The following is a 13,141-nucleotide window of genomic DNA, read 5'->3' on the forward strand; positions in this document are numbered from 1 at the left end:
ACGCAACGCGCGCCCCTTACGAGGACCACCACGAAGATGAACGACGCTTACCTGAACTTCGTGAACTCGCCGCTCGGCGGCAAGCTCGTGCGCTCGCTCGGGCTGCCGAAGCCGGAAGTGCTGCGCCGCTATCGCGCGGACCAGCCCGAGTTCGACGGGCTCGTCGCGATCGGCGCGGGCCGCGAGCCGCAATGGCTCGATGCGCTCGCCGGCATGATCGCGCAGCTCGGCATGACGAGCGTGGCGCACGAGAGCGCCGCGCTGTGGATGCCGCTCGCGGCACGGCACGGTCTCATGACGGGTCGCTTCGAGCCCGTGGACGCCGGCTCGCCCGCGCGCGTGAGCGCGCTGATCTTCGACGCATCGGGCATCGACGACAGCCGGCATCTCGAACCGCTCTACACGTTCTTTCACGACGCGCTGCGCTCGGTGGCGCGCTGCGGGCGTCTCGTCGTGCTGGGCCGCACGCCGCAGCACTGCGCGAGCGCGCGGCAGTGGACCGCGCAGCGAGCGCTCGAAGGCTTCGTGCGCTCGCTCGGCAAGGAAGCGCGGCGCGGCATCACCGCGAATCTCGTCTACGTGGCGCCGGACGCCGCGCACGGCATCGAATCGACGCTGCGCTTTCTGCTCTCGCCGCGCTCGGCGTATGTGTCGGGCCAGGTCGTGCGCATCGAACATGCACCCGTTATGCCGGAACTGCCCGACACATTCGACTGGCAGCGCCCGCTTGCCGGCCGCCGCGCGATGGTGACGGGTGCCGCGCGCGGCATCGGCGCGGCGATTGCGCACGAACTCGCCGCCCAGGGCGCGCACGTGATGGGCGTCGACATTCCCGCGGCCCGCGACGCGCTCGACTCGACGATGCGCCAGATCGCCGGCACCGCCCTCGCCTTCGATATCACCGCGCCCGAAGCCCCGGCGGACATTGCCGCGGCGCTCGACGAAAACGGCATCGACATCGTCGTGCACAACGCGGGCATCACCAAAGACAAGACCGTGGCAAAGATGAGCGTCGAGGCATGGCGCAGTGTGATCGACATCAACCTGAGCGCGCAGGAGCGCATCGACGACGCGCTGCTCGACGCCGGCACGCTGCGCGACGGCGGACGCATCGTGTGCGTGTCGTCGATTGGCGGCATTGCGGGCAACGTGGGGCAGACCAACTACGCGGCCTCGAAGGCCGGCGTGATCGGTCGCGTGGAAAGCATGGCCGCGCCGCTGCGTGCGCGCGGCATCACGATTAACGCGGTGGCGCCCGGCTTCATCGAAACGCAGATGACCGCGAAGATGCCGCTCGCGATTCGCGAAGCCGGCCGGCGCATGAACGCGATGAGCCAGGGCGGCCAGCCCGTGGACGTGGCGCAGACCATCGCATGGCTCGCGCATCCGGGCAGCGCGGGCGTGACGGGCCAGGTGGTGCGCGTATGCGGCCAGAGCCTGATTGGAGCATAGCCGTGAGCAGCGGGCAGCCATTCGGCAGCGGACCAGGACACGCAGGCGGAAATGGATCGCAACATGGCGAGCCCTCCGCAACGCGGCGTCCGAAGACCGTCGTCGTTGAGCGCGTCCCCGCTCCTGCGGTGCTCTACGCGCGCGCACTCGCGGGGCTCACGCGACGCCATCGCGTGAACGTGTTGCCGGCACTGCGGCTGGTACGCCCTGCCGTCACGCTCGACCCGCTCGCGATGGAGCGCTACGCGCGCGTGTGCGGCTTCATTCCCGAGCACGGCGTGCCGCTCACGTTCATTCACGTGCTCGCGTTCCCGCTGCATCTCATGTTGCTCACCGACCCGGCGTTTCCGTGGTCCGCGCCCGGCATCGTGCATCTCGCCAATCACGTGCACCTGCGCAAACCGCTTGCCGAAGGCGACGTGCTGCGCGTGGAGGCCGAGTTCGGCGCGCTGCTGCGCCACGAAAAAGGCCAGGCATTCGTGCTCAATTCGCGCGTGTACCGGCGCGGCGAAGCGGTCTGGGACGGCGAGAGCGTGTACCTGAAGCGCGGCATCGCCGCAACGGGCGACCCGCTCGACAGCATGGCGTTCGAGCGCGACGCGCTCGCGCGGCTCGCGCGCTGGCAATTGCCGCGTCAATTGGGCCGCGACTATGCGAGCGTCTCCGGCGACTACAACCCGATCCACCTCACCGCGCTCTCCGCGAAAGTATTCGGTTTCCCGCGTGCCATCGCGCACGGCATGTGGACGCTCGGGCGCGCGTGCGCCGCGCTGCAGCCGCCGAAGCCGCTCGCCAGCGCGAGTGCCAGCGCCGAATTCAAGCTGCCGCTCGCGCTGCCGGGCGAAGCATCGCTCTGGAGCGCGGCCACTTCGCTCGTGGAACGCGAGTTCGAGGTGCGCGACGCCGCAGGCGAGAAGCCGCATCTGCGCGGCCGGTTCCAATGGGTGCTGCGATGAATGCCGCGCGCCGCCGCAAAGCCCGTACAACGATTGGCTGTAAAACCACGACCAGGAGCCCCGCATGACTCTGCCGCTTCCCGCCGTGCGCCGTGTCGCGATTGTCGGCGGCAATCGCATTCCGTTTGCCCGTTCGAACACCGCCTACGCTACCGCGTCGAATCAGGACATGCTCACGTTCGCGCTGCAGGGGCTTGTCGATCGCTTCAACCTGCATGGCGAGCGCCTGGGCGAGGTGGCCGCGGGCGCGGTCATCAAGCATTCGCGCGACTTCAACCTCACGCGCGAGTCCGTGCTCTCCACCACGCTCGCGAAGGAAACGCCCGCCTACGACGTGCAGCAGGCCTGCGGCACGGGCCTCGAAGCCGCGCTGCTCGTGGCCGGCAAGATCGCGCTCGGGCAGATCGAGGCCGGTATCGCGGGCGGCGTGGATACGACCTCGGATGCGCCCATCGGCGTGAACGAGAAGATGCGCAAGATCCTGCTCGAAGCGAATCGCGGCCGAAGCACCGCCGCGCGCGTGGGCGCGCTCGCGAAGCTGCGGCCCGGCATGCTCGTGAAGCCGCAGCTGCCGCGCAACGTCGAGCCGCGCACGGGGCTTTCGATGGGCGAGCATTGCGAACTGATGGCCAAGCGCTGGAACATCGCGCGCGAGGCGCAAGACGCGCTCGCGCTGGACAGCCATCGCAAGCTGGCCGCCGCTTACGAGCGCGGCTTCTTCAACGACCTCATGACGCCCTACCGCGGCCTCACGCGCGACAACAATCTGCGTCCCGACCTGAGCGCCGAAAAGCTCGCCTCGCTTACACCCGCGTTCGACCGCGACGCCGGCACGATGACGGCCGGCAACTCGACGCCGCTCACGGATGGCGCCTCGGCCGTGCTGCTCGCAAGCGAGGCCTGGGCCGCGGCGCGCGGGTTGCCGGTACTCGCTTATCTGACGGCCTACGAGACTGCCGCGGTGGATTTCTTCGAGAAGAAGGAAGGCCTTCTGATGGCGCCCGCCTACGCCGTGCCGCGCATGCTCGCACGCGTCGGCCTCATGCTGCAGGACTTCGACCTCTACGAGATCCACGAGGCCTTCGCAGCGCAGGTGCTCTGCACGCTCGCCGCCTGGCAGGACAAGGAGTACTGCCTCACGCAGTTGCAACTGGACGCGCCGCTCGGTCCCATCGATGCGGCGAAGCTCAACGTGAACGGCGGGTCGCTCGCGACGGGGCATCCGTTCGCGGCCACGGGCGGCCGGCTCGTGGCGAGCCTCGCCAAGATGCTCACCCAGCTCGGCAAACCCGAAGGCACGGCACGCGGCCTGATCTCGATCTGCGCGGCGGGAGGCCAGGGCGTGGTCGCGATACTGGAGCGCTAGGCTCGCCCTTCAGGCAAGGCAAGCACGCGTGCACACGATTTCCCTACAAGAATAGTCAGGAGACGAAGCGATGAACCAACCTATCCCAACGGCACCTGCCGTGCCGACAGCGCCCACCGTGCCCGCTGCGGGCGCCGGCTCGATGAGGCCCGCGCCCAACACCGACGGCATCTGGTATGCCTCGTATCCATCCGACGTGCCGCACGAGATCGACGTCAACCAGTACGCGTCCATCGTCCAGTTCTTCGACGAATGCATCGCGCAGTTTCGCGAGCGCGTGGCCTACGTGAGCGTGGGCGAGGACATGACCTACGGCGAACTTGCGCGCAAGGCGACGGCGCTCGCGGCGTATCTGCAGTCCATCGGCGTGAAGCCCGGCGACCGCGTGGCCATCATGCTGCCCAACACGTTTCAGTACCCCGTGTCGCTCTTCGGCGTGCTCAAGGCGGGCGGCATCGTCGTCAACGTGAATCCGCTCTACACGGTGCGCGAGCTTGCGCATCAACTGAAGGACAGCGGCGCGCAGACCATCATCGTGTTCGAGAATTTCGCGAAGACCGTGCAGGACGCCCTGCCCGGCACGCAGGTGCGCAACGTGATCGTGACGGCGCTGGGCGACCTGCTCGCGGACGGACTCAACCTGAAGGGTCGGCTCATCAACTTCGTGTTAAAGCGCGTGAAAAAGATGGTGCCCGAGTACCGGCTGCCCGGCGCGGTGCGGCTGCTCGATGCGCTCGCGCTCGGCTACAGCCGCCCGCACACGCCCGTGCAGGCAGGCCACGACGACATCGCGTTCCTGCAATACACGGGCGGCACCACGGGCGTGGCGAAGGGCGCGATGCTCACGCATCGCAACATCATCGCCAATCTGCTGCAGGCGAAGGCGTGGTCCGCGGGTCAGCTCACGGGCGAAGTGGAAACGGTGCTCACGCCGCTGCCGCTCTATCACATCTACTCGCTCACGGTGAACGCACTCATCTTCATGGGACTCGGCGGGCGCAACATCCTGATTGCGAATCCACGCGACACAGCGCGCGTGATGAAGATCATCCGCCATGAGAAGTTCACGGGCATCACGGCAGTCAATACGCTCTACAACGCGTTCCTCGACAACGAGGAATTCCGCAAGCGCGACTTCTCCGGGCTCAAGCTCGCCATGGCGGGCGGCATGGCCACGCAGAAGGCCGTGGCCGAGCGCTTCAAGGCCGTGACGGGCAAGCCGATCATCGAAGGCTACGGGCTCACGGAATGCTCGCCCATCGTCGCGATGAACCCCGTGGATCTGTCGAACCTGCACGACTTCGAAGGCTCGATCGGCGTGCCGGCGCCCTCCACCCAGGTGCGTTTCAGGAAGGACGACGGCAGCTGGGCCAACATCGGCGAGCCGGGCGAGTTGTGCGTGAAGGGTCCGCAGGTCATGAAGGGCTACTGGAACCGCCCCGACGAAACCGCGAAGGTGTTCGACGAAGACGGCTGGCTCGCAACGGGCGACATCGGCGTGATGGATGCGCGCGGCTTCATCCGGCTCATCGACCGCAAGAAGGACATGATTCTCGTCTCCGGCTTCAACGTGTATCCGAACGAAGTGGAGGACGTGATCGCGATGCATCCCGACGTGCGCGAAGTGGCGGCCATCGGCGTGCCCGACCCCGCACACGGCGAACACGTGAAGGTGTTCGTGGTGCGGCGCGACCCGTCGCTCACGGCCGAGGCGGTAATCCAGTTCAGCCGCAAGCACCTGACCGGCTACAAGGTGCCGAAGGAAGTGGAGTTCCGCGAGTCGCTGCCGCAGACCAACGTGGGCAAGATCCTGCGCCGCGAATTGCGCGACGAGGAATTGCGGAAGCAAACGCGCGGCTGAACCGTTTACTCTTCCATTTGCCGGCGCCGAGGAGCCTGTGGCGGCTCCTTTCGCCCAACATGGAGAGTGAACGATGAAGCATCCACCGGCGGCAGGGCGTGGCCACGCCTTGCTTGCGTTTGTCTTGCAGGGGTTGTGGGGACGTGGTGATGTTGGGGCCGCTGCCGGAGTTGACGGGGTTGCCGCTGAAGCAACCAGGGGTTCGTCGCGCAGTGGCGTTGCTGCACTGACCCGGCATATCGGCGCGCGTGTCGCCGCGTTCGCTACCGCGGTGGCGTTGGCGGTGACCATGGCAGTGCCCGCCGCGTTGGCGCCGGTGCCCGCAGCCCTGGCTGCCGAGTCGGCCGGCGAGCATGCAGTCGCTGCTCAAACCGCAAGCGACGCCGACTCAAACGCAGAAGCAAACACAGAAGCAGACGCAGGCAGCGCGAACGCTCCCGCCGATGCCCCGGCGAACGCCACCACCGAAGTGGCCGCCACGGCACTGCCGCCTACCTCCCCCACCTCGCCCCGTATCGCCAACGTGCCGCCCGGCGAGGCCGGCAAGCTCGCGCCCGACGCGCAGGTCGCCTGGCTCGTGCACGCCGCGAAGAGCGGTCTGCTCGAAAAGCTCGACGACGGCCAGCTCGTCTCGCTGTTCGAATCGCTCGATCCGCTCACGCTGCCGCGCTATCTCGCCACCGGTTCGGGCGGCTACCCTTCCTGCGAATTCACGATGTGGCGCAGCGAACGCGTGCGCGGCATCTGGCCGGGCAAGCCCGATCACATGCTGGTGCGCCTCACGCACGATCCGCTGCGCATCTACGCGAAGTGGCTGCCCGACGGCGCACACGCAGGCCAGGAGGTGCTTTACGACGCGTCGAAGCGCCGCGACGAAATGTACGGCCACCTGGGCGGCCTGCTCAACGTGATGCCGCTATGGGCCTCGCTCGATGGCGTGCTCGCGCGTGCGCAGTCGAACCATCGCGTGACCGATCTGGGCACGGCGTTCATCGTTCATCAGTACCTCACAGAAGGCAGGAAGTTCGCCGAGGCGGGCATCACGCACCCGAGCCAGATCGAAGTGAAGACGATGAACGGCGTGCGCGTGGTCGCGTTCACGTGGGAGACGCCGACGGGCCGGCCCGCGTTCTACGCGAAGAAGGAAGTGCTGGGGCTCGACCTGCGGCATCCGTGGTTTCGCACCATCGAGTCCTACGACAACGACGGCAGGATTTTCGAGCGCATCGTGTTCGAACACATTTCGCCGAAGACCTTCGACGACCTCACGTTCGATCCGAAAAATCCGGAGTACCGGTTTTGAGTGAAGGCAACAGTACCGACGTGTCGTGACAGAAGACACCACGGCCACGCGGCTCGCTGCGCGCAATAAAGCTTAATAACGCTTATGAAGCCACGATCGTGAACCACACGTGTTCATCGAGCCCACCGCGCAGATCGTCGCGTCGTACGCCGCCCAGGGTCTCGCTGTGCACATGCCATCTGAAGCTGCGCTGCATGTGCGCGAGCCGCGAGAGCACGAAGAAATCCGCAGGCCGCGTGAAGCCGACCAACGTCCACGGCTCGCGCGGCAGGCTCTGCGTGCGCATCAAGTCGGGCAGCAAGTCGCGCATCAAGTCGGGCAACAACACGCCGTACCACGCCTCGGCGATGTCCTCGCCGACCGGCACGCAAGACAGCCGGTCCAGCGCGGCGTAACCCGTCGACCCCGCGTCGCGCACATAGCGCGCGAACCCGTGTTTCGCCACCAGCGCCTCGTCGAACAGGACCATGGCGCGGGCCTTGCCCGCCGCCCGCACCGTCCACGGCGGCAGGCACAGGCCGGCAGCAAGCCCTCCTCCTGTCATCACGAACCTGCGTCTGTCCACGTCGCCCCTTCTTTTGTCCCTGCGTTTGCCTGCTCTCTGCACGTTCATGTATAGCCGCGTGCGCTGCGCCACGCGCGCGGCCACACGCCCTGCTTGCCCGGCGAAAGCACGCCTTGCGGATCGAGTGCGTCCTTGATCGTTTCGGCAAGGCGCAGCAGCGCCCCGTCGTTGAAGCTGTACTGCGCGGCGGCGAAGTCCATCCACGCGAGATGCGAGCGATACACGCCGTAGCCCGCGGCGCGCGCGTCGCTCATCAACGCGCGCATGAGGTCGCTTGCCTGTTGCGTGAGGAGCGCATCGCCGGACGGGAAGATCGCCGAAAAAATGTGATGCAGGTGCCGCCCGCCCGCGGTGAAGCCGCCGTAGTAGTCGAAGCCGTATTCGGCGGCGCGCGTCTTCACGAGCGTGTACTGGCGCATGGCGTCGCCGCCTGTTGCGGGACAGAGCGGCGAAAAATCCACGTGCGCACCCGTGCCGCCGCGCCAGTCGAGCATGCGAAAGGCGCTCATCGCAGGAATGCCCGCGCGGTTGCGGGCGCCGCCCGCCGTGGGCTGTTCGTCGCCGCTGTACTTCGTCACGATGAACCGCGCGTCGCGCACGGACGCGAACGCGCGCTCGACGATGCGGTACTGCGCGGCCATCACTTCCGGTTCGCCGTAGAGCCCGAAATGCAGGTTCCAGCGGCCCACGCCGAGTTGCTTCGTCATCGACGCCACGACGCTCTCCGGCATGGCGCCGGGCCCGTCGTACCAGTGCTCGCGCGGCGAGAGCCCCGCGGCGCGGCGAATCGCGCCTTCTATCACGGCATGCTGGCCGATCGTGCCCGCGAGTTGCAACGGCCGCAGCGTCTCGACGAGCGGCGCGAGATCGTCCTCGCGCGGAAACTGCACTTCGACGATCCAGTACGCGGGCGGCGCCGGCATCAGCCACACGCCGAGCTTCGTCACGATGCCGTAGTTCGACTGCATGAAGAGCGGATCGAACTGCGGACCGTAGCCGTATCGATAGAGCTGCCAGGCCGTGCCGGTATCGATGCCGCCCATGCCGGTGCGCACCACGTCGCCGTTCGCGAGCACCACTTCCATGCCGCACTGCGTGGCCGCGTGATCGCCGTAAGGCGTGTAGCCGAAGCCGCGTTCGAGCGTGTTGCCCATCACGCTGCCCCAACCCGCGGCGGGCGGGTCGGTCCAGAGCCGGTAGCCGTGCGTGCGCAGATGCTGGTACAGGTCGAAGTAGCTGACGCCCGGCTCCACGAGCGCATAGCCGAGCGGCTCGTTGACTTCGAGAATACGGTTCATCCGCTGCAGATCGAGCACCACGGAGCCGGCCAGACGCGGCGCCGCGCCGCCGTAGCCGTAGTTGCGGCCCGTCGAGACGGTCCACAGCGGCACGCCATATTCGTTGGCGACGCGCAGAACGGCGCGCACTTCATCGACGGACGCCGGCGTGAGCACGGCCGACGCGGTGAACGCGCGCTCGCCATCGCCCGGCGCGAACGGGTCGGCGTAGCGCGCGAGTTCGGCGGCCGTGGTCGACACCTGGTTCGCACCGACGATGGCGCCGAACGCGGCAAGGGCCTGCGCAAAGCGCGCGGCGGAAACATGGGGTGGCAAGGTGGGCGTCATGTTGCGCGGCAGCGGTTGAGTCTCGTCGGGTCTCGTCGGGTTTCGTCATTCACGCTCGGGCCGACTGGGTATGGGGTCCTGAGTGCGGGGCGCATCGGCGGCGCCTTCATCGGCACCCCCATCGGTGCCCCCGTCGGCGCGCCTCGGCGTCCTTCAACGCCTCCCGCCGCCCATGCCGCCATGCATGCCGCCGCCGGCCCAGGCGTGCATGCCGCCGCTGTGGAATCCACCGCCATGAAAGCCGCCATGGTCGTGAAAGCCGTGGTCGTGAAAACCGCCGCCATGGAACCCGTGAGGGTGGTGATGAAAGCCGTCGAAGAATACGAATCCGCCGCCCACCACCGTGACGGGCGCGGCGCCGTACCACCCGTCATCATAGTAGTCGGCGTAGTCCGCATAGGGGCCCGGATAGACGACCGTGGCTTGCGGACTGGCGTCCGTGCGCCACGTGCCGTCCGGCTGGCGGCAGGCGGTGCCGCGCACGGTTTGCGGCTGGCCGTCTATCTCGGCTGTCGTCGTGATGGTGCGGCACAGCGTGTCGTTCAGCGGCACGGCTGCCACGGGTGGCAGGGTCTCGCTCGGCGGCGGCACGGCGCAGCCGTACAGCGTCGCGGCGAGAGCGAATCCCAGAGTACGAGCAAAGGTATTCGGCATGACGTTCGTCCTGCAAACAGGACCGCCAACGGGCACGCGTCTGCATGCGCAGGCCATGCAACGCCGTCGACGGTTGAGTCTTGCAACGGCCCGCGCCTGTCGTCGGCGCACGGCTGGCGAGCTGGGCTTCGGCGTGGCTTCGGCTGCGCTGCCTGCCTGAAGCAACGTCGCGAAGGCACCTTCGCGTCGGAACGGTCGTGCGCCGTGAGGCGGGGTCTGCACGTTGTAAACGCCTCGCCGGGGCCACGCTATTCCGGCAGCGCAGCGCGGCCGTTGCGGGCCCTATTACGCGATGTTTCGCGGCTCACCACTGTTCGGGCTTGCCGCCGAGCGCGGTGCAGACGTCCACGGCGATGGCATGCAGGCGGCCTTCGGGAAGCTGGCCGGAGAGCGCATAGCCGGTGCGGTCGGTGATCCAGTAGATGGTGCGCCGCTCGCCTTCGCGCAACGTGCGCAGCGCGGCCGCCTGGTTCGCGGCGCCCGTGACGTAAAGCGTGAGACGCGTGCCGGCGGCGTTCTCGTACATGAACTGCGCAGCCGGGCCGGTGTCGCCCGGCAGCAGACGGCCACCCACGAGCGTGTAGCCGTAATCGCCGAGCGACGGGACGGAGAGCGGCCGGTCGAGCCGCTTCGAAAGCCAGGCGACGAGCTGCGCCTGATCGTCCGCCCCCACTTCCACGGGGTGACGGCGCTCCGGCGAATAGACTGCGTAGGCCACGTCGGCGCGCTGCGCGAACGCGGCGGGCTTGCCGTAGCCGTCGTGATGTTCGAAGAGCGGCGGAACGAGCGCGGCGAGCGTCATGGCAAGTCCCGCGCCCGCGACGAGCCAGCACGCCGCCAGCCCCGCGCGCTGCCACCACGGCGCGCGTGCGTGCAGCACGACATAGGCCGTTTCACTGCCCGATTCGTATGCCGCTTCACCCGACTGCGCCGCACACAGCGCGCGCAACGCGTTTCTCTGCGCGCGGTAGGCGGCTACGCGGCTCGCGGCGGCGGGATCGGCGGCCAGTCGCGTCTCGATCTCCGTGCGCGCGCGCTCCGGCAGTTCCGCATCGACGAACGCGGACAACGCCTGCAAGGTGCGGGCATCGAGCGCGTCGGCGGGCGGATCGGCGTGGTTGGTGTGGCCCCGGCCCTGGCTGTGGTCGTCGTTGTTCATCGCGAATTGCTCACTACGGTCAACGTACAGGGCCGCGCCGCGGGCCCGGCGGCGAGCAGCATGCGCAGATGCTCGCGTGCGCGAGAGAGCCGCGACATCACCGTGCCGGCCGGCACGCCGAGCACGGCGGCCGCCTCGCTATAGCTGAGTTCCTCCACGCCGACGAGCAGCAACACCTCGCGCTGCTCGACGGTCAGGCAGTACAGCGCGCGCTCCACATCGCGCAGCACGAGTCCATCCACCTCGCTGCGCGGCGCTTCCAGGTTGCGCCAGGGCGCGCCTTCGTCATCGACGGCGAACTCGCGGCGGCCGCGCAGCTGATCCACATAGAGGTTGCGCAGAATCGTGAACAGCCACGCGCGCAGATTGCTATGCGGACGAAACGCGGACCAACGCGAAAGCGCACGCTCGGCGGTGTCCTGCACGAGGTCGTCGGCCCATGCCGAGTCCCCTGTCAGGGCACGTGCGTAGCGGCGCACCTGCGGCAACCAGCTGACGACTTCAGATTCGAAATCCTGCGGCGGACGGCGAAGCACATCGCGGCTCGTCAATAACCGCCGCTGCTGCCGCTCGACTGGCCGCTGCTGCTGGAGTTCATGTCGCTGCCGGTCGAGCACGCCGTGGCAAGCGAGGACAGCGCGAGCGCGCAGAGCATCACGAGAAGAGAGAAAAGGCGTGGCGATTTCATGTGTCGTCTCCGAAAGACGTCTCGCGGCAGGCGGCGGCAAAGCCGCACGCCACGATGGCGGTGGGCAAGGGAGGCAGCCGCAGATGCGCTACCTGTCACCTGAACGCGCGGGCAAACACATTTATTCCAGGCCAGCCGTTTTTCTTCCGGCGGCGCACGGCCGGATGGCATGCGCGGACGCGCATCGCGGGCACGACCTAAACCGATGCCGCGGACACAGGCAAGCGCAAGCGACAAGACACGCCACTCGCGCCGGTCGGCAGGCGGTCCAGAGGCGCCCGGTTCGTAACGAGACGTAACATGACGCTCTCGTAGTGCGCAGGCCGGCGCAAGCGTCTATAGTGGGCGTGTTTTGTCCAGTCAGCGCGCGCTCGCCCTACACAGGGTAGAATCGCGGCGAGCAATCGTTTTCCCATTACTGCGGCGTTGCGCCGCCCGCCTCGAACATCCATGCCTTCCGCAGAATCGCATCCGCAAAACGACTTCATGAACGCCGCGCGCAAGGAACGCAAGCGCGTGGAGATTTACCTCGTCAACGGCATTCGCTTGACGGGTTGCATCGAGTCGTTCGATCAGTACCTGGTGATGCTGCGCACGCCCGTCGGCCTGCAAGGCATTTACAAGCGCGCCATTTCCACCATCCAGCTCGATACGGGCACGCGCCCCGGGCCGCGCACGGGCCGCCCGTCGCACGGCGAGCATGGCAGCACCCGTGGCCCGCACGGCATGCATGGTCCGCGTGAATCGCGCGAACCACGCGACGCGCAAGGCACGGGCGGCACGCCCTCGCCCGGCGGCGAGCGCACGTCGTCGTCCGAAGGACCGGTGGTCGTGACGCGCCGCCGGCGGCTCTACGGCAACGCCGGCAACGGCGGTCATGGCGATACGGGCAACGGCGGCCACGGGGACGGTGGCGGCAACTCCGGCGGCCACGAGTAATCAAGACCGGCTGAGCACCCGACGCTTCGTTGTGAGCTGTCGTGTCGTGTTGCGCGGCACGACGTACATCGCCCAAGGGCGCCCGAATGCGGCGCCCTTTGCGCACATGGGCGCGACGCCCTGCGCTCTCCAAACGATGATGGTTCTACAGCGGGCCCAATGCGGCCGGCGGCGCGGATTGTCTTGTACACCACCGCCACCGACCCCGACGCGCGCCGGGCAAGGCGCGGCGCCCGCGGCGCTAAGCGGGCACGTTGTCGAGCCGCGCGAGCAGCATTTCGAGCCGTCTGTCCTGTTGCTGCGTGAGTTCGAAGTCGGTCTTGACGGCCAGCACCCGGCGGCGCCAGTAGCCGGCGCTCAGCGGCCGGCGCATAGGCTGGCGCGTGGCCCATTCCAGATGTTCCAGCTCGGCCTCGACCAGATGCGAGGCGTGGATGCGCCGCATCCTTTCCCTTCGGGCTGTTTCCATGTACGTGCACCTTGTTTGTGTGCGGAGAAAGAGCACGATGCGTGCCGCATCCGCGACACTCCGAAGACGAATGTCGTAGCGGGAAATTGTAGAAATGTGGCGAC

Annotated in this window: 12 protein-coding genes and 1 pseudogene; 6 read left to right on the plus strand and 7 right to left on the minus strand. The window is 67.8% G+C overall.

What is annotated here, in order from left to right:
* The first annotated feature begins 36 nt into the window (after window positions 1–36).
* From P2869_RS09600 to P2869_RS09620, 5 genes and pseudogenes are all read left to right on the plus strand, one after another.
* Window positions 37–1,452: a 3-oxoacyl-ACP reductase gene (locus P2869_RS09600; protein WP_277596308.1), complete on the plus strand. Its 1,416-nt coding sequence runs from the start codon at window positions 37–39 to the stop codon at window positions 1,450–1,452.
* An 86-nt stretch (window positions 1,453–1,538) separates the two neighbouring features.
* A pseudogene (locus tag P2869_RS09605) lies at window positions 1,539–2,408 on the plus strand (MaoC/PaaZ C-terminal domain-containing protein); the annotation flags it as partial.
* 64 nt (window positions 2,409–2,472) lie between these two features.
* Complete coding sequence (locus P2869_RS09610; protein WP_277596309.1) at window positions 2,473–3,774, plus strand: acetyl-CoA C-acetyltransferase; 1,302 nt, start codon at window positions 2,473–2,475, stop codon at window positions 3,772–3,774.
* A 142-nt stretch (window positions 3,775–3,916) separates the two neighbouring features.
* On the plus strand, window positions 3,917–5,635 hold the full coding sequence (locus P2869_RS09615; RefSeq protein ID WP_277598098.1) for an AMP-binding protein: 1,719 nt from the start codon (window positions 3,917–3,919) through the stop codon (window positions 5,633–5,635).
* Window positions 5,636–5,924: 289 nt separating this feature from the next.
* Window positions 5,925–6,938 carry a DUF1571 domain-containing protein gene (locus tag P2869_RS09620; protein ID WP_277596310.1) on the plus strand — a complete coding sequence of 338 codons (1,014 nt, stop codon included), beginning with the start codon at window positions 5,925–5,927 and terminating at the stop codon, window positions 6,936–6,938.
* 82 nt (window positions 6,939–7,020) lie between these two features.
* Here the strand turns inward: P2869_RS09620 and P2869_RS09625 are convergent, their stop codons facing one another.
* From P2869_RS09625 to P2869_RS09650, 6 genes are all read right to left on the minus strand, one after another.
* Window positions 7,021–7,503, minus strand: coding sequence for a hypothetical protein (locus P2869_RS09625; protein WP_277596311.1), 483 nt, complete (start codon window positions 7,501–7,503; stop codon window positions 7,021–7,023).
* Window positions 7,504–7,547: 44 nt separating this feature from the next.
* Window positions 7,548–9,128 (minus strand): FAD-binding oxidoreductase, encoded by a 1,581-nt coding sequence (locus P2869_RS09630; RefSeq protein WP_277596312.1) that lies wholly within the window; start codon window positions 9,126–9,128, stop codon window positions 7,548–7,550.
* A gap of 153 nt (window positions 9,129–9,281) precedes the next feature.
* Window positions 9,282–9,782 carry a hypothetical protein gene (locus P2869_RS09635; protein ID WP_277596313.1) on the minus strand — a complete coding sequence of 167 codons (501 nt, stop codon included), beginning with the start codon at window positions 9,780–9,782 and terminating at the stop codon, window positions 9,282–9,284.
* 304 nt (window positions 9,783–10,086) lie between these two features.
* On the minus strand, window positions 10,087–10,941 hold the full coding sequence (locus P2869_RS09640; RefSeq protein ID WP_277596314.1) for an anti-sigma factor: 855 nt from the start codon (window positions 10,939–10,941) through the stop codon (window positions 10,087–10,089).
* Window positions 10,938–11,477, minus strand: coding sequence for an RNA polymerase sigma factor (locus P2869_RS09645; RefSeq protein WP_277596315.1), 540 nt, complete (start codon window positions 11,475–11,477; stop codon window positions 10,938–10,940). Before P2869_RS09645 ends, P2869_RS09640 begins: the two co-directional genes overlap by 4 nt.
* Window positions 11,478–11,488: 11 nt before the next feature.
* A complete protein-coding gene (locus tag P2869_RS09650; protein ID WP_168724535.1) occupies window positions 11,489–11,629 on the minus strand; it encodes a hypothetical protein in 141 nt (46 codons plus the stop codon).
* Between the two features lie 450 nt (window positions 11,630–12,079).
* Here P2869_RS09650 and hfq point away from each other — a divergent pair, with 450 nt between their 5' ends.
* Window positions 12,080–12,568: an RNA chaperone Hfq gene (gene hfq / locus P2869_RS09655; protein ID WP_017776577.1), complete on the plus strand. Its 489-nt coding sequence runs from the start codon at window positions 12,080–12,082 to the stop codon at window positions 12,566–12,568.
* Between the two features lie 241 nt (window positions 12,569–12,809).
* On the opposite strand, the gene P2869_RS09660 is transcribed toward hfq, so the two are convergent.
* The gene (locus P2869_RS09660; protein ID WP_168724534.1) at window positions 12,810–13,037 is read right to left on the minus strand and encodes a hypothetical protein; all 228 of its coding nucleotides are present in this window, start codon (window positions 13,035–13,037) and stop codon (window positions 12,810–12,812) included.
* Window positions 13,038–13,141 lie beyond the last annotated feature (104 nt).

This window comes from Paraburkholderia sp. SUR17 (genome assembly GCF_029536165.1).
GTDB lineage: Bacteria > Pseudomonadota > Gammaproteobacteria > Burkholderiales > Burkholderiaceae > Paraburkholderia > Paraburkholderia kururiensis.

Coding starts and splice junctions, on each gene's coding strand:
- P2869_RS09600 (WP_277596308.1), top strand. CDS start 37: ATGAACGACGCTTACCTGAACTTCGTGAACTCGCCGCTCGGCGGCAAG.
- P2869_RS09610 (WP_277596309.1), top strand. CDS start 2,473: ATGACTCTGCCGCTTCCCGCCGTGCGCCGTGTCGCGATTGTCGGCGGC.
- P2869_RS09615 (WP_277598098.1), top strand. CDS start 3,917: ATGAGGCCCGCGCCCAACACCGACGGCATCTGGTATGCCTCGTATCCA.
- P2869_RS09620 (WP_277596310.1), top strand. CDS start 5,925: ATGGCAGTGCCCGCCGCGTTGGCGCCGGTGCCCGCAGCCCTGGCTGCC.
- P2869_RS09630 (WP_277596312.1), bottom strand. CDS start 9,128: ATGACGCCCACCTTGCCACCCCATGTTTCCGCCGCGCGCTTTGCGCAG.
- P2869_RS09635 (WP_277596313.1), bottom strand. CDS start 9,782: ATGCCGAATACCTTTGCTCGTACTCTGGGATTCGCTCTCGCCGCGACG.
- P2869_RS09640 (WP_277596314.1), bottom strand. CDS start 10,941: ATGAACAACGACGACCACAGCCAGGGCCGGGGCCACACCAACCACGCC.
- P2869_RS09650 (WP_168724535.1), bottom strand. CDS start 11,629: ATGAAATCGCCACGCCTTTTCTCTCTTCTCGTGATGCTCTGCGCGCTC.
- hfq (WP_017776577.1), top strand. CDS start 12,080: ATGCCTTCCGCAGAATCGCATCCGCAAAACGACTTCATGAACGCCGCG.
- P2869_RS09660 (WP_168724534.1), bottom strand. CDS start 13,037: ATGGAAACAGCCCGAAGGGAAAGGATGCGGCGCATCCACGCCTCGCAT.